Below are 17,809 nucleotides of genomic sequence, written 5' to 3'. Positions count from 1 at the left end.
AACCATCTTCCTGGTCACGAACCCGGGTCGCTTCGACGTGATCGTCACCGACAACCTCTTCGGCGACATCCTGACCGACCTGGCCGGCGCCGTCACCGGTGGCATCGGCCTCGCCGCTTCGGGCAACATCAACCCCGACGGCGCGTTCCCCTCGATGTTCGAGCCCGTGCACGGATCGGCGCCCGACATCGCGGGAAGCCAGAAGGCCGACCCCACGGCCGCGATCCTCTCCGTCGCCCTCCTGCTCGACCACCTCGGGCTCGCCGACGAATCCGCCCGCGTCACCCGCGCGGTCGAAGACGACATCGCGACGCGTGAGGGGTCGCGCACGACCGCTCAGATCGGCGACGCGATCGCCGCACGGGTCCAGGCGTAACCTGGACCGATCGGCCCGTACCGCCCCCGGCACACGAAGAGTTTTGGATCACAGATGACCACGATCGACACCGACCCCGACACCGGACTCGACCCGCTCGAGTTCGCCGTCACCCGCAACCTCGCGGCCAAGAGCGCCGCCGAGCGCGACGCCATCCTCGCCAGCCCCGGCTTCGGGCAGAGCTTCACCGACCACATGGTCGACATCTGCTGGTCGGTCCGCGGCGGCTGGCACCGCCCGCGCGTCTCGCCGTACGGCCCGATCTCGCTCGACCCGGCCGCGGCCGTCCTGCACTACGGGCAGGAGATCTTCGAGGGCATCAAGGCCTACCGTCACGCCGACGGTTCGGTGCACACCTTCCGGCCCGATCAGAACGGCCGCCGTCTGCAGCGCTCCGCCCGCCGTCTCGCGCTGCCCGAACTGCCTGTTCCCTACTTCCTGCAGTCGCTGAAAGAACTCATCGCCGTCGACGGCGCCTGGGTGCCCTCGGGCGAAGACCAGAGCCTGTACCTGCGTCCCTTCATGTTCGCGAAAGAGGCCTTCCTCGGGGTCCGCCCGGCCCACAAGGTCGCCTACTACCTCATCGCCAGCCCCGCCGGCGCCTACTTCAAGGGCGGCGTGCAGCCGGTCTCGATCTGGCTCAGCGAGGACTACTCGCGTGCCGGCAAGGGCGGCACGGGTGCGGCGAAGACCGGCGGCAACTACGCCGCAAGCCTGCTGCCCCAGTCCGAGGCGTACGAGAACGAGTGCGACCAGGTCGTCTTCCTCGACCAGGACCGCAACGTCGAGGAGCTCGGCGGCATGAACGTCGTGTTCGTCTACAAGGACGGCACCATCGTCACCCCGCAGTCCGACTCGATCCTCGAGGGCATCACGCGCGACTCCCTGCTGCAGCTCGCCCGCGACCGCGGCCACCACGTCGAGGGGCGCAACGTCTCGCTGACCGAGTGGCGCGAGGGAGTGGCATCCGGAGACATCGTCGAGGTCTTCGCGTGCGGCACGGCGGCCGTCGTCACCCCCATCGGCACGCTGAAGGGGCGCGACTTCATCGACGAGCAGCCCTCGGGCACCCTCGCGCTCGAACTGCGCGAGGAGCTCACGAACATCCAGTACGGTCGCGCCGAAGACAAGCACGGTTGGCTGTACCGCCTCGACGCCTGACCCGCGTCGCGACAGGAGGGGCTCCCGGATGCCGGGGCCCCTCCGTGGTTCGCGGGTGCGTCGTGGCGGCGGCGGTCGCCTCCCGCGCGTGCCGCCAGCAGGGGCGATAAACGCTGTCCCGGCTGAGAAACGCTGTGAGACCGCGTTTCTCACCATGGACGGCGTTTATCGGCGGGGGTCTGGGCGGTGCCGTCGCTGCGTCGCACCCCGCGGATAGGCTGGCCGGGTGAAGATCGCTCGATTCAGCCACCAGGACGCCCTTCGTTACGGCATCGTCGACGACGACCACCTCGTCGTTCTCAAGGGCGACCCCATGTTCGCCGGGTTCGACACGACCGGTGAGCGCATCCCCCTCGCCGACGCGGCCCTTCTCGCGCCGGTCATCCCGCGCTCCAAGGTCGTCTGCATCGGCAAGAACTACCACGATCACGCGGCCGAGATGGGCGGCGAGGCTCCCGAGGAGCCTCTGATGTTCCTCAAGCCCAACACCTCGGTCATCGGTCCGAACGACGTCATCGTCCGCCCCACGCGCCTGAGCTCGCAGACCGACTACGAGGGCGAGCTCGCCGTGGTGATCGGGCGCATCGCGAAGAACGTCCCCGCCGAGCGCGCGGGGGAGTACATCTTCGGGTACACCGTCGCGAACGACGTCACCGCGCGCGACCTCCAGCGCACCGACGGGCAGTGGTCGCGCGCCAAGGGGTTCGACACGTTCTGCCCCGTCGGGCCGGTGATCGAGACCGACCTCGACGTGGCATCCGCTCGCATCGTGACCCGCGTCAACGGCGAGGTCCGGCAGGACGGTCCGGTGTCGGACATGATCCACGACATCCCCACGCTCGTCGCCTACGCCAGCGCGGTCTTCACGCTGCTGCCCGGCGATCTGATCCTCACCGGCACGCCGGCGGGTATCGGCTCGTTCTCCGCGGGCGATGTGGTCGAGGTCGAGATCGACGGCATCGGGGTGCTGCGCAACACCGCGCGCGATGCCTGAGATCGCCGCGCCGGCGGGCGTCGATCTCGTCGCGACTCAGAGGCGCACCGTGCGCGTACTCGCCGCGGGGCAGGTGCTCACCGGCGTCGCGTTCGGGGCGACGCTGTCGCTCGGCGCCCTGCTGGCGGCCGACCTCTCGGGGCAGGAGGCGCTGTCCGGCTTCGCCACCGCGTCGGTCACGCTGGGAGCGGCGCTGACGGCGATCCCTCTCGCGCGCCTGGCCGGCCGCCGCGGTCGGCGATTCGCCCTCACGACGGGCAACCTCGCCGCCCTCGCCGGCATCGCGGTCGTCATCACGGCCGCGGCGACGCGCGCGTTCCCGCTCCTGCTCGTGGGGATCGCCCTCATCGGCGCCGGCAACGCGGGAACCCTTCAATCCCGTTTCGCCGCGACCGACCTCGCCCCCGCGACCCGGCGCGGACGCGACCTCGCGACCGTCGTGTGGGCGACCACGGTCGGCGGGGTGGTCGGCCCCTTGCTGCTCGCGCCCGGCGAACTGCTCGGAGCGAGCATCGGCATGCCGCGGCTGACCGGTGCCTACCTGTTCTCCTTCGCGGCTCAGGCCGTGGCGTACGCGCTCTACGCGCTCGTCCTGCGGCCCGACCCGCTGCTGCTGGCCCAGCGTCTCGACCGCGAGAGCGCGGCATCCGCGCCGGTCGCGCCGCAGCCCGACCGTCCCGCGCTCGCGCGGTTCGCGATGCTCGCGGTGGCCGCCTCCCACGTGACCATGGCGTCGGTCATGGCGATGACCCCGGTGCACCTGTCGCACATCGTCGCTCCGGATGCCGTGACCCTGGCCGTCGGGGTCACGATCGCGCTGCACGTGTTCGGGATGTACGGGCTGTCGCCGGTGTTCGGCGTGCTCGCCGATCGCTGGGGGCGCATCCCCGTCATCCTGCTCGGTCAGGCGCTGCTGGCGGCCTCCCTCGTCACGGCCGCCGTGTTCGCCGACGCGCAGATCGGCGTCCTCGTGGCGCTCGTGCTGCTCGGTCTCGGGTGGAGTGCCGCGACCGTCGCCGGGTCGGCCCTGCTCACCGAGGCGACACCCCTCGCGCTGCGCCCGCGCCGCCAGGGACGCAGTGACACCCTGATGACCGCGTGCGCGGCGGTGGGGTCGGTGTTGGCCGGGATCATCCTCGGGCTGTCGGGCTATGCGGGTCTGGCGCTGTGGGCACTGGTGTCCGTCGCCGCCGTGTGCGGGGCCGCGATCCTCGCCCGACGCTTCTCCGTTGCTCCCGCTCTCCCGTAGCGATCGGCAGGGCCCCGCTCGCTCGCGAGACGTGCCGTATCGCCTCCCTGAGCGCGAGCACAGACGGCAGGCGTCAGATGGCTGCGGCTCTCACGCGGAGGAGGGAAAGTCAGATCGCGTAGACCAGTCCGTCGAAGGCCGACAGGTCGTCGCCCCCGCGCACGCCGAGCGCGTGCAGCGCCCGGTCGACGTCGAGCTCGTCGTTGAAGACGTGGAACGCCACACGCGCCCGACCCGCGCGCCCGGATGCCGTGATGCCGTGTGCGGTGAGCTGGGCGAGCGCTTCGCCCGTGGCATCCGGCCACGTGACGATCGCCGAGGGGCGAGACGGATGGGGCAGTCCGAGTCCGTCGCGGAACCGCGCGGCGAGGCTCGTCGCGTGCACGTAGGTCGAGGTGATGTCGGCCTGCGCGAACATCTCGAGAGCGGGCGCCGCCCCGACGAAGGCCTGCCACGCGGGCGAGACGTCGAAGCGTCGCGCGTCGGGGGCGAGGTCGCCGCCGGTGCCGTAGCACGACGACCACGGGTCGTCGCCGCTGTACCAGCCGGCCTGGACGGGGCGGATCTCGTCGGCGAAGTCGGGGGTGAGCGTGAGGAAGGACACCCCGCGCGGGCAGCACAGCCACTTGTAGGCGTGGCAGACGGTCGCGTCGAACATCGTCGCGTCCACCGGCAGCCACCCCGCCGCCTGGGTCAGGTCGCACAGCGTGCGCGTGCCCGCGCGCGCCGCGGCGGCGGCGATGCCCGCGGCATCCGCCACCTCCCCGGTCGCGGACTGCACGAGCGAGAACGCGACGAGCCACGTGCCGGGCGTGATCGCGGCGGCGAGGTCGTCGAGGGGCGCGGTGCGCAGGCGGATGCCGCGACCCGCGCGCGCGAAGGGCGCGACGAGGGAGGAGAAGTCGCCCTCGGCGCACAGCACCTCCGCGCCGTCGGGGACCGAGGCGGCGATGAGCGCGACCTGCACCGAGGTCTGCGACCCGATCGCGACGTCGCCGACCGGGGAGCTGACCAGCCGCGCGTACGCGGCGCGGGCCTTCTCGACTGCCTGCGACGCCGCGACGACATCGGGACGACCGGATGCCGCGGCGTCCAGGTCGGCGCGGACGGCGCGCACGGTCTCGCGCGACGGCAGACCGAGGGTGCAGGCGGCGAGGTAGTCACGGCCGCCGGCGAAGTGCGAAGCGAGGCTGCTCATGGATCCAGGCTCCCGCGTGGTCGCTCATTGCACTAGAGCAGGTGTTGCATGAAATGCATCTGATCTGGTTATGTATCCGCATGAGCGAGGGAGAAGACGGTCTCGACGCCCACGGACTGCGCGTGGTCAAGGCCATCGCCGACACCGGGTCGATCACGGGTGCGGCCCGCGCTCTCGGATACAGCCAGCCCGCCGTCAGTCAGCAGGTGCGCCGCCTCGAGCAGCGTGCGGGACTGCCGCTCGTCGAGCGCGTCGGGCGCGGCATCCGGCTGACCGAGGCGGGCCGGGTGCTCGCCCGTCACGCGGCGACCGTGACCACCGCCCTCGACGCCGCCGCGGGCGACCTCGCCGAACTGCGGGGACTGCGCGCGGGGCGCGTCCGCATCGCCGCGTTCCCCTCCGCATCGTCGACCGTGGTCCCGCGCGTCATCGCCGCCGTCACCGCGCGCCGTCCCGGCGTCTCGATCAGCTTCGTCGAGGCCGAACCTCCCGAGGCGATCGCCGCCGTGCGAGAGGATCGCGCCGACATCGCCCTCATCTACAGCTACCCGGGCGACCGGCGCGAACAGCTCACCTCGGCGGCCGCCGGTCTGTCGGTGCGGCACCTCGCCGACGACGACACCGTCGTGGTCGTCCCGGCCGAGCACCCGGCGGCATCCGACGATCCGATCGACCTGTCCCAACTCGCGGGGGAGCGGTGGATCGCCGGCTGCCCGCAGTGCCGCGGCCACCTGCTCGAGGCGTGCGGGCGCGCCGGTTTCGTCCCCGACATCGCCTTCGAGACCGACAACTACATCGCGGTCGAGAACCTCGTCGCGCTCGGCGTGGGCATGGCGATCCTGCCGCGCATGGCCGTGGCATCCCTGCCCCTTCCGGCCGGCATCGCCGCGCCGCGCCTCCCGGCCGCCGAAGCGCGCACGCTGCACGTCGTCACCGCCCGCGGCGCGGAGAGCGTCCCCGCGGTCGGCGCGGCCCTCGAGGTCGTGGCGGAGGTGTTGGGCGACCATCGGCCCGGCAGCGCCCGCCGGTAGGATCGAGGGGATGTCTGCCACGCCCGATCCCCGCACCACGACCGCCTCCGGCGCCGACGTTCGCGTCCGCTTCTGCCCGTCTCCGACGGGTCTGCCGCACGTGGGTCTCATCCGCACCGTCCTGTTCAACTGGGCCTACGCCCGGCACAACGGCGGAAAGCTCGTCTTCCGCATCGAAGACACCGACGCCGCGCGCGACAGCGAGGAGAGCTACCAGCAGCTCCTCGACGCGCTGCGGTGGATGAACATCGACTGGGACGAGGGTGTCGAGGTCGGTGGCCCGCACGCTCCCTACCGCCAGTCGCAGCGACACGAGATCTACCGCGAGGTGCTCGACAAGCTCGTCGCCGCGGGGGCCGTGTACGAGAGCTACTCGACCGCCGAAGAGATCGACGCCCGCAACGAGGCCAACGGCCGCGCCAAGCAGCTCGGCTACGACAACTTCGATCGCGACCTCACCGAGGAGCAGAAGGCCGCCTTCCGCGCCGAGGGCCGTCAGCCCGCGTGGCGCCTGCGCGTGCCCGACCACGATCTGAGCTACGTCGACCTCATCCGCGGCGAGGTCACCTTCCCGGCCGGGTCGTTCCCCGACTTCGTGCTCGTTCGTGCCGGGGGAGTGCCCCTCTACCCCTTCGTGAACCCGGTCGACGACGCCCTCATGGGCATCACCCACGTCATCCGCGGTGAGGACCTGATGCCGTCGACGGCGCGCCAGCTCGCGCTGTACTCCGCGCTCGTGGATGCCGGGGTCACGACCTTCATCCCGCGCTTCGGTCACATGCCGCTGGTGCTCGGCGAGACGGGCAACAAGAAGCTGTCGAAGCGCGACCCGCAGGCCGACCTCTTCCTGCAGCGCGAGAAGGGCTTCATCCACGAGGGTCTGCTCAACTACCTCTCCCTCCTCGGGTGGTCGCTCGCGAGCGACCGCGACGTCTTCTCGCTCGAGGAGATGATCGCCGCGTTCGACATCGCCGACGTCAACCCGAACCCCGCGCGCTTCGACCAGAAGAAGGCCGAGGCGATCAACGGCGACCACATCCGGATGCTGGATGCCGACGATTTCGCCGCGCGCATCGTGCCCTACCTCGCGGGTGCGGGGTACGTCGCCGAGGAGCCCTCGCCGGATCACCGCGAGATCATCGCCGCCGCAGCTCCCCTCGTGCAGGAGCGCGTGCAGTTGCTCGGTGAGGTGCCGGGCATGCTCGGGTTCCTCTTCGTCTCCGACGTCGACTACGCCGAGGATGCGCTGAAAGGTCTTCCGGCCAATGCGGGTGAGGTGCTCGTCGCGTCGGTCGGGGCTCTCGAACTCGTTCCCGAGACGGAGTTCACCGCCGCCGCGGTGCAGGAAGCCCTGTCGAAGGCGCTGGTCGACGAGCTCGGCCTCAAGCCGCGCGTCGCGTACGGCCCGCCGCGCGTCGCACTCACGGGCCGGCGGGTCTCGCCGCCCCTGTTCGAGTCGATGGAACTCCTCGGCAAGCCCGAGACACTGCGGCGCCTCGACGCCTTGGTCCGGCACCTCGGCTGAGCCCGGGCCGCCCAAGCGTGCGGCGCCCGACACGCGCAGAACGGCGAGAACCTCGCAGATTCCCCGGTGGATCCTGCGAGGTTCTCGCGTTTCTGCGCGTTCTCGCGAGCTACCCGAGCGCCCTCGCGACGCGCGCGGCCCGGCCTCGCGACGCGCGCGGCCCGGCCTCGCGACGCGCGCGGGCCTGCCTCGCGACGCGCGCGGGCCGGCCTCGGTTTGGCGAAGGGCCCCGCGTCACGTAAGCTTGATCCTCGGCACGAGTTACGGCTCACCGCCTTGGGGTATGGTGTAATTGGCAACACGGCGGTTTCTGGTTCCGTTGTTCTTGGTTCGAGTCCAGGTACCCCAGCAAGACGAAAAGCCCCGGTCACCGCACGAAGTGCGAAGAGCCGGGGCTTTTGCTTTGCCGTCCGCGCCTGGCGTCCGACAAGAGACGCTGATAGGCAGGGGCCATGACGGCGACCACGACCCCTCCCCGTCGCCCCTCACCGGGCGAGCGTCGCGCGCGTCGAGAGCGCCTCGCAACCTGGATCACCCTCTCGGTGGTCCTCGTCATCTGTGCGGCTGCCGGTTTCGGGGCGTGCGCGATGGCGCTCTCGTGGTGGGTCGACGAGGCGCCGACCCCCGCGGCCGTCGACGGGATGTCCGCGACGGGTCGCGTGTCTGTCGACGCGGCGGGACGGATCTCGCTGGAGGACGTTTTCGCGCGCTGACGCGTTTCTTCGGAGCCCGCGCCCAGCTGACGCGCCAGAATGGGTCCATGGGACTCTTCGTGCAGCGTCCGGAGGAACCGAGTGAGTGGGCGGGACTCCCCGGTGAGCCCGTCCGGCCCCGCAGTCGGGCGGAGGTGCTCCCCGACGACGAACCCGTGAATGCCGCTTCGGCCGATCTTCTGGGGGTGGGGGAGACCTCCCTGTCGTCGATCACCATCTCCCTCGATGAGGTGGTGCCTCCGGCAGCCGAAGAGTCCTCCGCGGCGGATCCCGTGGCGTCCGCAGAGAGCTGACGCCGCTGCTCCCAGGCGCAGGATGAGCCCTCGGGTGAGTCCAGATGCCCGCGGACGGTGCGCCGCGCAGTATCACGCCGTGCTCGCCGGGTCGTCGCTACCGCCTTTGTGCTCGTCTGCCTCGCTCTCGCGGGGTGCAGCGGTGCCGTCGGAGCGGGCTCACAGGTCTCGGCATCCGGATCACGCACCCCCGGTGGTCAGCTATCCGCCGGCTCTGTGGCACCCGCCACCGAGCAAGCGCAGCGCGGGGGTGTGCGGAGTCACCGACGCGAGCTCCGGTCGGCTCGGACGTGCTCGAGGAGCAGTGGGGCGGATGCCAGGGCCGCGGCGCCCTGATCGCACACCGCATCGTTCCTTCCTCCCGCCGACGCATCCGCGCCTTCCCCGGGCGGGTGAGGCGGTTCGGGCGTGCTCGGCACCTCGTCTTAGGGTGAAAGCGTGCGCGCCCGTTCCCTGACCACTCTCCTTCTGGTTCTCGGCATCGCACTCGCCGGCTGCGCGTCCCCCTCGACGCCCCCGACCTTCCCGCCGTCGCCGACACCGAGCGCGAGCGTCACGTCGAGCGCTCCCGCGGCTGTCTCGTCATCCGGGTGCGGTTCCACCCCGCCCGCCCCCGTCGGCGCGACCACAGCCGGCACGATCACCGTCGACGGACAGAGCCGCAGCTACCTTCTGCGTCTTCCCGGGGGCTACGACGCCACGAAGCCGGCCCCCGTCATCCTCGCCTTCCATGGCCACGGAATGTCACAGAGCGCGCTCGAGAACCTCGGCGATCTCGACGGCAGCGGGTCGCTCGTGGCGTACCCGAAGGCGGCGGGAGTCTCGCCGAAAGACGGTTGGCAGGGCGCTCCGTATTCCTCGGGTGCCGACGACGTGGCCTTCGTCTCGGCGCTCATCGATACGCTCTCGAGTCGCTACTGCGTCGACAGCAATCGCGTGTCGGCGGTCGGGATCTCGAACGGGGGAGGGTTCGTCGCGCTCCTGTCGTGCGCGCTCCCGCATCGCATCGCGGCCTTCGCGGTCGTCGCTGGCGCGGTGTACCCCGCGTACAACCCGGGCTGCCCCACGGCCGACCCCGTGCCTCTGCTCGAGTTCCACGGCACGGCCGACCCCATCACGGCCTTCGAGGGCGGCGACCGCAACGGAACCCCTCTCGCATCGGTCTCGACCTGGCTGACCAGGGAGGCGCGGCGAAACGGCTGCGTCGCGACCCCGACGCGCACCGAGCTGGGCACCGACGTCGATCGGGACACCTGGACCGGATGCCAGGGCCGCGGCGCCCTGATCGCGTACCGCATCAACGGCGGGGGCCACACGTGGCCCGGCGCGGTCGCTCCGAGCGGCCCCGGCGTGACCACGCAGACGATCTCTGCGACCTCGCTCGTCCTCTCCTTCTTCGCCGACCACCCGCTCGCTTGACGGTCGCCCGTTCGCGGGACCGTCTGGCGGAGCGAGAACGTCGCTCGCCACCGCCCGCTCGTTTCGGGTGAGGGAGAGGTGCGCGGGGTAGCATCCGGGACAACAGTGCCGCGAGTCGTCGCGGCCGAGGAGGTCTGACGTGAAGCGTTCGTCGTTCATCGTGGCGGGGGCCGTCGCGGCGACTCTCTTCCTGGCCGGGTGCACGGCCACGGCGGATTCGTCGTCCAACGGAGGGGATACCGGCTCGTCGTCGTCGGTGAAGCCCGGACCGTCGGCGAGCACGCAAGCTCTCCCGCCCACCCTCGTGTCACCGGGCGACCTCGACGGGCGGGATGTGACGGTGATCGTCGGCACGTCGCTCGTGATCGCCGCGCCCGACGGGACGGACGCGGAATGGACGGGAACGACCGCCGACCGCACCGTTGCCGAGTTCTCCGCGGGCGGGGCGTCCGAGGGCGCGACCTTCCACCCCGGTTACATCGCGCGCGCGACCGGCACCACCGACGCAACCCTCACGGGCCCGGACGGCAAGGAGATCACCTTCCGCATCTCGGTCGTGGCTCCCTGACCCGGGAGGCGCTGTCCCGCGTCGGGTCGTGACGCCCGCCCCCGTCACGCCCCCGGGGCTTCCGGGTGCCGGCGGTCCGTGGACCGGAATCGCCGCGCCACAGTCATCCGCGGGGTCGCTCAGGCGTGGGCCGACATCGTGTGGCATTCGTATTGCTGTGTGTGGTTTCGTGTTGTATCGTGTGGGAATCTTCGAAGGAGATTTCCGTGTACGCAATGGAGCGCCAGCAGCTCATCGAGCGCGAACTGCGCGAGGTCGGACGCGTCAGCGTCGTCGATCTGGCCCGTCGCTTCGACGTGACCACGGAGACCGTCCGTCGTGACCTCGACCGGCTCGAGACGGTCGGTTCGCTCCGCCGCGTCCATGGCGGCGCGGTCGGCATCGATCGAGCCAGCACGGCCGAGTCGACGCTCACCGAGCGTCGTGAGCGACAGGGAGACGCGAAGCGCGCCATCGCCGCCGGCGCCCTCGCGGTGCTGGGGTCTTCCTTCCGCGGGTCGATCTTCGTGGACGCGGGAACGACGGCGGCTGCGGTTGCGGCGGTTCTCCCGGGCGCGCTCAGCGCGGGCACGGGCGTCGAGGTCGTCACGCACTCGCTCGAGGCGGCCCACCTGCTCGCGGGGGAGGAGCGTCTCTCGCTCACCACGATCGGCGGACGTGTGCGCGGGGTCACTGCCGCGGCGGTCGGCGCCCACACGGTGCGCGCGATCGGGCAGCTGCGCCCCGACATCGCCTTCGTCGGGACGAACGGTCTCAGCGCGGGTTTCGGGCTGAGCACCCCCGACCCCGAGGAAGCTGCGGTCAAGACCGCCATCATCCAGTCCGCGCGTCGGGTCGTGCTCGTCGCCGACGCGGCCAAATTCGGAGAGGAACTGCTCGTGAGCTTCGCCCGTCTCGATGAGATCGACGTTCTCGTCACGGACGCGTCACCGTCCGCACCCTTGGCCGAGGCCCTTGCCGACGCCGACGTGGAGGTACGTGTCGCATGATCATCACCCTGACCGCCAACCCTTCCGCCGACCGCGCTGTCGTGCTGGCGGAGGCGCTCGCCCCGGGGGAGGTGCAGCGCGCGCTCTCGTCGCGCGAGGACGCCGGCGGCAAGGGCGTCAACGTCGCCCGTGTCGTCACCGCGGCGGGAGCTTCGGCCCGCGCCGTCGTGCCGGTCAATGCCCACGACCCCTACCGCATGCTGCTGGAAGACACCGGCATCGCGCTCGACACCGTCGAGGTGGCGGGGCGGGCTCGGGCGAACCTCACGATCACCGACCCCGCGGGCGAGACCACCAAGCTCAACCTCCCCGGCGCCGAGCTCTCGACGGCTGAGGCCGACGCCCTCGTCGAGGGGGTCGTCGCCGCGGCGGAAGGGGCGACCTGGCTCGTCCTGGCGGGCTCCCTTCCGCCCGGGGTCCCCGCGTCGTTCTACGCCGACATCATCGTCGCCGTTCGCACGCGATGGGGGAGCGCGTCCCCGCGCATCGCGGTGGATGCCTCCGGGCCCGCTCTCGCAGCCGTCGTCGAGACCGCGCACCCGGACCTCATCAAGCCGAACCACGAAGAGCTCGCCGAACTCGTCGGCGAAGACGCTGCCGCCGACGCGGATGTTCTCGTCGAGGCCGCGCGGCGTGCGCGAAGCCTCGTACCCGAGCGTGTGGCATCCGCCCTCGTCACCCTGGGAGCCGACGGCGCGTTGCTCTTCTCGGCCGACGGCGCCTGGCGCGGACGCGCCCCCAAGATCCAGGTCGCCAGCACGGTCGGGGCGGGCGACAGCTCGCTCGCCGGCTACCTGCTGGCCGATCTCGACGGGGCCTCGGCCCCCGACCGCCTCGCGCGCAGCATCGCCTACGGTGCCGCTGCCGCGACCCTGCCGGGGACGCAAGCCCCCACTCCGGCCGATCTGCCCCCGGGCCCGATCGCCGTTTCCGCCTTCGCCACCCCACTCGCAACATCCTGACCACGAAAGGTCACTGACAATGTCCGACATCATCACTCCGGAGCTCGTCACCCTCGACGCGCCCCTGGGCACCGACAAGCAGTCGGTGATCCGCGCCCTCGCCGAGCGCGTCGTCGCGCAGGGCCGCGCGACGAGCGCCCAGGAACTCTTCGACGACGCGTGGGCCCGCGAACAGAAGGACGAGACCGGCCTGCCCGGCGGCATCGGCATCCCGCACGCGCGCAGCGCGTCGGTGACCGAGCCGACCCTCGCCTTCGCCCGCCTCACCCCGGGCGTCGACTTCGGCGCTCCCGACGGTCCCGCCGACATCGTGTTCCTCATCGCCGCCCCCGCGGGTGCCGATGAGGCCCACCTCGCGGTGCTGTCGCAGCTGGCCCGCAGCCTGATGAACGATCAGTTCATGTCGGGCCTGCGCGCGGCCTCGACCCCCGCCGACGCGGTGCGCATCATCACGGATGCCGTCTCCCCGGCGCCCGCGCCCGCTTCGACCGCCGCTGCCGAGGCCCCGGCCGCCACCCGCGCCGAGGCGCGCACCGCCACCGCCACGAAGACGAAGAAGATCGTCGCCGTCACCGCGTGCGCGACCGGCATCGCCCACACCTTCATGGCCGCCGACGCGCTCACCGCCGCCGGGGCCGAGACCGAGGGCGTCGACCTCATCGTCGAGCCGCAGGGGTCGAGCGGCTACAAGGCCCTCCCGCAGAGCGTGATCGACGACGCCGACGCCGTGATCTTCGCGGTCGACGTCGACGTGCGCGAGCCGCAGCGCTTCGCGGGCAAGCCCGTCGTGCGCGCCGGCGTCAAGCGCGGCATCGAGCAGCCGAAGCAGCTCATCGCCGAGGCCCTCGCCGCCAGCGAGAACCCGAACGCCGCCCGCGTGCAGGGCGGTGCCGCGGCGGCATCCGCCTCGGACGCCCCCGTGGTGCAGCAGTCGGTCGGCCGTCGCATCCAGCGCTGGCTGCTCACCGGTGTGAGCTACATGATCCCGTTCGTCGCCGGTGGCGGTCTGCTGATCGCGCTCGGCTTCCTGCTCGGCGGCTACCAGGTCACCAAGGATGCCGCGAACATCATCATCCAGAACTCGCTGTGGGACCTCCCCACCGAGAACCTGACCTCGCCGCTCGGCCCGATCGGCCAGTACCTCGGCTCGGTCGCCTTCATGATCGGTGCGACGTCGATGGGCTTCATCGTCGCCGTGCTCGCGGGCTTCATCGCCTACGCGATCGCCGACCGCCCCGGCATCGCGCCCGGCTTCGTCGCCGGTGCCGTCGCGGTGCTCATGAACGCCGGCTTCATCGGCGGCATCATCGGCGGTCTGCTCGCCGGTTTCATCGCCTGGTGGCTCGGTCGCTTCGACGCCCCGCGCTGGTTGCGCGGTCTCATGCCGGTGGTGATCGTGCCCTTCCTCGGCTCGATCTTCGCGTCGGGGCTCATGATCCTGTTCCTCGGCCGCCCGATCGCGGCCCTCATGGCGGCGCTCACCGAGGGCCTCACGGGCCTCGCCTCCAGCGGTGCCGGCGCGATCGTCCTCGGCGTCATCCTCGGTCTCATGATGTGCTTCGACCTCGGCGGACCGGTCAACAAGGTCGCCTACGTCTTCGCCACCACGGGCCTCGCCGCGGCGAGCCAGACCAACACCGCTCCGTACCTGATCATGGCTGCGGTCATGGCCGCCGGTATGGTCCCGCCGCTGGCGATGGCCCTCGCCTCGACGATCCTCGCCCGCGGCAAGTTCACCCCGGTCGAGCGCGAGAACGGTGCCGCCGCGTGGCTGCTGGGCGCCTCCTTCATCTCCGAAGGTGCCATCCCGTTCGCCGCGGCGGACCCGCTGCGCGTCATCCCCGCGTCGATGGTGGGCGGTGCGATCACCGGTGGACTCAGCATGCTGATCGGCGTGCAGTCGTACGCTCCGCACGGCGGCATCTTCGTGCTGTTCGCGATCAACCCGGTGTGGGGTTTCCCCCTCGCGATCATTGTGGGTACGGTCGTGACGGCGCTGATCGTCGTCGCCCTCAAGGGCATCGGCCGGAGCACCAAGGACGCCGCCGTCACCGAGGCCGCTCCCGTGGCCACGGTCGCCGCGTAAACACCCCCGTCGAATCGGAAGGATTCACCATGGCAGAACGTCAGGCCACCATCGCCAGCGCCTCGGGCCTCCACGCCCGCCCCGCGAAGCTCTTCGTGCAGGCCGTGCAGGAGAAGAAGGTCCCCGTCACGATCGCGGCCCAGGGCGGCCCCGACCTCAACGCCGGCAGCATCCTCTCGCTCATGGGCCTGGGCGCCGGTCACGGCACCGTCGTGACGCTCAAGGCCGAAGGTGAGGGTGCCGAGCAGGCGCTCGACGAGCTCGTCGCTCTTCTCGAGACCGATCTCGACGCGCAGTAACACTGCGCTCCGCAGAACACCGGATGCCACGGCCCCAGGGGTCGTGGCATCTGGTGTTTCTGTGCGCGGGACGTGCGCGGGCTCGGGCAGAACTCCGGAGCAACGGACCGCGCCTTCGCGGACACCCCGCGATGCCCGGCCTCCGCGGCCGATGTTCAGGAGTTCGGCCCGCCCGCGGCCCTCACACCTCCGTCGTGTCGCCGGGCTTCAGGTCGACGAACGATCCGCCGTTCTGTTCGGCGGCCCAGGTGAGTCGCGCGTCGCCCATCTGCTTCCCGGCGGCGGACAGGGTCATGTCGTGTGTTGCGAAGACGCGAGCCGGCTTGACGTCGAGGACGAAGTCGATCGCGTCACCGATCTTCAACCAGGGGGCGCCCACGGGAGCCGCGAGCAGTGCGACCTTCTTGTGCCGGGGCACGGTGTAGGAGTCCCCGGGGTAGTACAGCGCGTCGTTCACCAGGACGCCGACGTTGTCGACGACCGGGAGGGATTCGTGGATGACGGCGTGCTCCCCACCGAAGAACTCGAGGTGGAAGGGGTCCAGGTCGAGCGTGTCTCCCGGATGCACGACGGTGACGTCGAACCCCGCGGCGGCGCGCTGGACACCCTCGGGCCCGTAGATCGGCGTGCCGGGGTGCACGTCGAGCAAACGGGTGAGGTGATCCGGGGTCCAGTGGTCGGCGTGCTCGTGCGTGAGGACGATGCCCACCAGAGCATCGAGGCTCTCGATCGGCGAGGTGAAGCTCCCCGGGTCGATGACGAGCGAATGTCCCGACTCGGCCAGGACGAGGGTGGCATGTTCGTGCTTGGTTACTCGCATACCCGAAAGTCAACTCTTCGCCCGAGGGTGCGGCAACCACTGGCGTGCGGGATCGCGGGGGAGTAGATATGCCCGTCTGGGGATACTCGGCGTGCTCTTCCCTCTGTTCCGCGATGGCGGTACCGTGGCCGGACACGCCCGAGATCTGCGGCGATCCCGCCCCGATTTTGCATGCGTGTTTTTGTGGTGCATACTTGAACGGTTGCGACGCGGCCCCATCGTATAGCGGCCTAGTACGCCGCCCTCTCACGGCGGTAACGCGGGTTCGAATCCCGCTGGGGTCACCAACAGCGAAAAGGCTCCGACCGAATGGTCGGGGCCTTTTTGCTGTGCGCGGGGCGGGTGGCCCGGGCGTCGCCGGAGACGCCGCACCGCCCGGACAGGTCACCCCTCGTGGGCCTCGCGACGCCGGCGAACCACCCGCCGCACCGCCCAGACGACAGCACAGACCACCGCGGCCACCGCGAGCCACGGCAGGAGGAAACCCAGCCCGATCACGACGCCGTTGAGCGCCGCGACGAGGCCGTTCCAGCCGGCCAGCAGTCCGTCTCCGAATCCCGCGGGGTCGGCGGACACGGTCGAGCTCGAGGGGAAGACCTGGACCGACAGCGACGACATCGCGACCTGGGTCTCCAGCAGGGTCAGCTGCTGACGATCGGCGTCGAGCTGCGCCTGCCGCTCTGCCAGCGCAGACTCCGCCGTGATGAGGTCGGACACCGACGCCGCCTGCGACATCAGTTCGGTCAGACGGGCCACGGATGCCTCGCCGGCGGCGACGCGCGCCCGGAGGTCCACCGCTTGGTCGGTGACGTCGCTCCTCGACACGCTCGAGGCGGTGACGGTGCCGACGGCGGAAAGCCCGTCCATCACCTCGGCGAGCGTGTCGGCGGGGACGCGGACCGTGACCCACGCCGTCGACCGGTCGCCGTTCGTGCCCTCCCGAGCACCGTCGAGCGGCACGGCACCGGAGGAGCCCCCGACCTGCGAGGACTCGACATAGCCGCCGGCCGAGGTCGCGGCATCCGAGATCCGCGAGACGGCGGCGTCGACGTCGTCCGCCTCCACGGTGGCGGACCCGTTGGCGATGATCTCGCGAGTGGTGGTGGTCCCGCCGCCGGGAGCCGTCTCGGTCCGCGCGCCGTCGAGGGACGGGGCGGCGGGGAGGCTGTCCGCGCTGCCCGAGTACTGCTCGGTGAGGTCGCCGCCGCCTGCGGCGGACTGCTCGAACAGGGCACGGCTCCCACCGTTCAGGACCGCCGGGCCGACGATCGCCGCGATGAGCACGACGCTGGCCGCCGCTGCGGTCCATCCGCCGATCCGGGCGCGCCGTCGCCGTCGATCGGACCGGGTGACGTCGTCGATGCGGGCGAAGATGCGGGTCTCCATCGCGTCGATGCGGTCGTCGTCGAGAGGGGGGAGGGATGGCGTGGTCATGGGGTCTCCGTCTCCATCGCGGTGGCGCGCACCCGGGTGCGGATGCGGGAGAGGCGATTGCGCACGGTGCCGTGGGTGACGCCGAGTCGCTCGGCCGCAGCCTGGTAGGCGTAGCCCTCGGCGGCGCACAACCGGAAGATCTCCCGGTCGAGTTCACCGAGGCCGTGGATCTCCGCGAGGATGGCGCGCACCATCTCGGCCTCCACGACCTCGCGTTCGACGTCGATGCGCGCGGGCATCTCGGTGTCGAGCTCGTCGTGGGCTCCGTGTCGCGCTCGCGCCCGCAGGCGGTTGGCCGCCTGCAGTCGGCAGATCGTCGCCAGCCAGGGCAGCAACGACGTGCCCTCGAGCGTCATCCGCGGCAGCTTCCGCCATGCCACGACGAAGGTGTCCTGGACGACGTCGTCGGCGTCGGCCGGGTTGCCGACAAACCCGAGCGCCGTCCAGTACACGGGGCGCACGTACGCGCGATACAGCGTCCGGAAAGCCATCTCCGACCCCGCGGCGGCGCGTGCCACGAGGACCCTGTCGTCGATCTCGTCGTCAGCCATGGCATCCGTTCGTCCTGCCGGCGGTCGCCGGTGCGAGCACTCTCTCATTGAGAGGTGTCTCGTCGCGCGCGATCGTCTCACGCAAGTACGCGCGCAATGAGCACTACGTGCACAAGCCGCCCGCCGCGCGGGGGACGGCCG

At 71.3% G+C, this 17,809-nt stretch carries 18 protein-coding genes and 2 tRNA genes; 16 read left to right on the top strand and 4 right to left on the bottom strand.

What is annotated here, in order from left to right; genetic code table 11:
- The 4 genes from NS220_RS07120 to NS220_RS07105 form a co-directional block, all read left to right on the top strand.
- A partial coding sequence (locus NS220_RS07120; protein WP_242864557.1) for an isocitrate/isopropylmalate family dehydrogenase occupies positions 1 to 376 on the top strand: 376 nt, incomplete at its 5' end.
- 54 nt (positions 377 to 430) lie between these two features.
- Positions 431 to 1,537: a branched-chain amino acid aminotransferase gene (locus NS220_RS07115; RefSeq protein ID WP_058623387.1), complete on the top strand. Its 1,107-nt coding sequence runs from the start codon at positions 431 to 433 to the stop codon at positions 1,535 to 1,537.
- A 226-nt stretch (positions 1,538 to 1,763) separates the two neighbouring features.
- Positions 1,764 to 2,531, top strand: a complete 768-nt coding sequence (locus NS220_RS07110) for a fumarylacetoacetate hydrolase family protein (protein WP_058623386.1) — start codon at positions 1,764 to 1,766, stop codon at positions 2,529 to 2,531.
- Complete coding sequence (locus tag NS220_RS07105; protein ID WP_058623385.1) at positions 2,524 to 3,780, top strand: MFS transporter; 1,257 nt, start codon at positions 2,524 to 2,526, stop codon at positions 3,778 to 3,780. Before NS220_RS07110 ends, NS220_RS07105 begins: the two co-directional genes overlap by 8 nt.
- 109 nt (positions 3,781 to 3,889) lie before the next feature.
- Here NS220_RS07105 and NS220_RS07100 read toward each other — a convergent pair whose 3' ends face one another.
- A complete protein-coding gene (locus tag NS220_RS07100; protein WP_058623384.1) occupies positions 3,890 to 4,978 on the bottom strand; it encodes an aminotransferase class V-fold PLP-dependent enzyme in 1,089 nt (362 codons plus the stop codon).
- An 80-nt stretch (positions 4,979 to 5,058) separates the two neighbouring features.
- Between NS220_RS07100 and NS220_RS07095 the strand changes: the two genes are divergently transcribed.
- The 11 genes from NS220_RS07095 (at position 5,059) to NS220_RS07045 (ending at position 14,863) form a co-directional block, all read left to right on the top strand.
- Positions 5,059 to 6,009, top strand: a complete 951-nt coding sequence (locus NS220_RS07095; protein WP_058623383.1) for a LysR family transcriptional regulator — start codon at positions 5,059 to 5,061, stop codon at positions 6,007 to 6,009.
- A 10-nt stretch (positions 6,010 to 6,019) separates the two neighbouring features.
- Positions 6,020 to 7,534 carry a glutamate--tRNA ligase gene (gltX, locus tag NS220_RS07090; protein WP_058623382.1) on the top strand — a complete coding sequence of 505 codons (1,515 nt, stop codon included), beginning with the start codon at positions 6,020 to 6,022 and terminating at the stop codon, positions 7,532 to 7,534.
- A gap of 277 nt (positions 7,535 to 7,811) precedes the next feature.
- Positions 7,812 to 7,883 (top strand) — tRNA-Gln (locus NS220_RS07085).
- A 103-nt stretch (positions 7,884 to 7,986) separates the two neighbouring features.
- Positions 7,987 to 8,247: a hypothetical protein gene (locus NS220_RS07080; RefSeq protein WP_058623381.1), complete on the top strand. Its 261-nt coding sequence runs from the start codon at positions 7,987 to 7,989 to the stop codon at positions 8,245 to 8,247.
- 47 nt (positions 8,248 to 8,294) lie between these two features.
- A complete protein-coding gene (locus NS220_RS07075) occupies positions 8,295 to 8,540 on the top strand; it encodes a hypothetical protein (RefSeq protein ID WP_058623380.1) in 246 nt (81 codons plus the stop codon).
- Positions 8,541 to 8,978: 438 nt separating this feature from the next.
- Positions 8,979 to 9,959 (top strand): alpha/beta hydrolase family esterase, encoded by a 981-nt coding sequence (locus NS220_RS07070; protein WP_058623379.1) that lies wholly within the window; start codon positions 8,979 to 8,981, stop codon positions 9,957 to 9,959.
- A gap of 139 nt (positions 9,960 to 10,098) precedes the next feature.
- Positions 10,099 to 10,527, top strand: coding sequence for a hypothetical protein (locus tag NS220_RS07065; RefSeq protein WP_058623378.1), 429 nt, complete (start codon positions 10,099 to 10,101; stop codon positions 10,525 to 10,527).
- 206 nt (positions 10,528 to 10,733) lie between these two features.
- Positions 10,734 to 11,516: a DeoR/GlpR family DNA-binding transcription regulator gene (locus NS220_RS07060; protein WP_193755299.1), complete on the top strand. Its 783-nt coding sequence runs from the start codon at positions 10,734 to 10,736 to the stop codon at positions 11,514 to 11,516.
- On the top strand, positions 11,513 to 12,478 hold the full coding sequence (locus NS220_RS07055) for a 1-phosphofructokinase family hexose kinase (protein WP_058623376.1): 966 nt from the start codon (positions 11,513 to 11,515) through the stop codon (positions 12,476 to 12,478). The genes NS220_RS07060 and NS220_RS07055 overlap by 4 nt, the downstream gene beginning before the upstream one ends.
- A 19-nt stretch (positions 12,479 to 12,497) precedes the next feature.
- On the top strand, positions 12,498 to 14,564 hold the full coding sequence (locus NS220_RS07050; RefSeq protein ID WP_058623375.1) for a PTS fructose transporter subunit IIABC: 2,067 nt from the start codon (positions 12,498 to 12,500) through the stop codon (positions 14,562 to 14,564).
- A gap of 29 nt (positions 14,565 to 14,593) precedes the next feature.
- Positions 14,594 to 14,863 carry an HPr family phosphocarrier protein gene (locus NS220_RS07045; RefSeq protein WP_058623374.1) on the top strand — a complete coding sequence of 90 codons (270 nt, stop codon included), beginning with the start codon at positions 14,594 to 14,596 and terminating at the stop codon, positions 14,861 to 14,863.
- A 181-nt stretch (positions 14,864 to 15,044) separates the two neighbouring features.
- Here the strand turns inward: NS220_RS07045 and NS220_RS07040 are convergent, their stop codons facing one another.
- Entirely contained in the window at positions 15,045 to 15,683 is a 639-nt protein-coding gene (locus tag NS220_RS07040) for an MBL fold metallo-hydrolase (protein WP_058623373.1), read from the bottom strand.
- A gap of 211 nt (positions 15,684 to 15,894) precedes the next feature.
- Here NS220_RS07040 and NS220_RS07035 point away from each other — a divergent pair.
- Positions 15,895 to 15,970, top strand: a tRNA-Glu gene (locus NS220_RS07035).
- Between the two features lie 97 nt (positions 15,971 to 16,067).
- Here the strand turns inward: NS220_RS07035 and NS220_RS07030 are convergent.
- Both NS220_RS07030 and NS220_RS07025 read right to left on the bottom strand, forming a co-directional pair.
- On the bottom strand, positions 16,068 to 17,117 hold the full coding sequence (locus NS220_RS07030) for a DUF4349 domain-containing protein (RefSeq protein ID WP_058623372.1): 1,050 nt from the start codon (positions 17,115 to 17,117) through the stop codon (positions 16,068 to 16,070).
- Complete coding sequence (locus tag NS220_RS07025; RefSeq protein WP_058623371.1) at positions 17,114 to 17,668, bottom strand: RNA polymerase sigma factor; 555 nt, start codon at positions 17,666 to 17,668, stop codon at positions 17,114 to 17,116. The genes NS220_RS07030 and NS220_RS07025 overlap by 4 nt, the downstream gene beginning before the upstream one ends.
- Positions 17,669 to 17,809 lie beyond the last annotated feature (141 nt).

This window comes from Microbacterium testaceum (assembly GCF_001476655.1).
Classification (GTDB): Bacteria; Actinomycetota; Actinomycetes; order Actinomycetales; family Microbacteriaceae; genus Microbacterium; species Microbacterium testaceum_C.
Note: the sequence above shows the minus strand (reverse complement) of the source record. Positions and strands in the feature narration are given on the sequence as shown.

Bases quoted from the DNA above. Each gene is read 5' to 3' on its own strand.
- NS220_RS07075 (WP_058623380.1), top strand. From the start codon at position 8,295: ATGGGACTCTTCGTGCAGCGTCCGGAGGAACCGAGTGAGTGGGCGGGA.
- NS220_RS07105 (WP_058623385.1), top strand. From the start codon at position 2,524: ATGCCTGAGATCGCCGCGCCGGCGGGCGTCGATCTCGTCGCGACTCAG.
- NS220_RS07095 (WP_058623383.1), top strand. From the start codon at position 5,059: ATGAGCGAGGGAGAAGACGGTCTCGACGCCCACGGACTGCGCGTGGTC.
- NS220_RS07030 (WP_058623372.1), bottom strand. From the start codon at position 17,117: ATGACCACGCCATCCCTCCCCCCTCTCGACGACGACCGCATCGACGCG.
- NS220_RS07055 (WP_058623376.1), top strand. From the start codon at position 11,513: ATGATCATCACCCTGACCGCCAACCCTTCCGCCGACCGCGCTGTCGTG.
- gltX (WP_058623382.1), top strand. From the start codon at position 6,020: ATGTCTGCCACGCCCGATCCCCGCACCACGACCGCCTCCGGCGCCGAC.
- NS220_RS07025 (WP_058623371.1), bottom strand. From the start codon at position 17,668: ATGGCTGACGACGAGATCGACGACAGGGTCCTCGTGGCACGCGCCGCC.
- NS220_RS07115 (WP_058623387.1), top strand. From the start codon at position 431: ATGACCACGATCGACACCGACCCCGACACCGGACTCGACCCGCTCGAG.
- NS220_RS07080 (WP_058623381.1), top strand. From the start codon at position 7,987: ATGACGGCGACCACGACCCCTCCCCGTCGCCCCTCACCGGGCGAGCGT.
- NS220_RS07100 (WP_058623384.1), bottom strand. From the start codon at position 4,978: ATGAGCAGCCTCGCTTCGCACTTCGCCGGCGGCCGTGACTACCTCGCC.
- NS220_RS07045 (WP_058623374.1), top strand. From the start codon at position 14,594: ATGGCAGAACGTCAGGCCACCATCGCCAGCGCCTCGGGCCTCCACGCC.
- NS220_RS07050 (WP_058623375.1), top strand. From the start codon at position 12,498: ATGTCCGACATCATCACTCCGGAGCTCGTCACCCTCGACGCGCCCCTG.
- NS220_RS07040 (WP_058623373.1), bottom strand. From the start codon at position 15,683: ATGCGAGTAACCAAGCACGAACATGCCACCCTCGTCCTGGCCGAGTCG.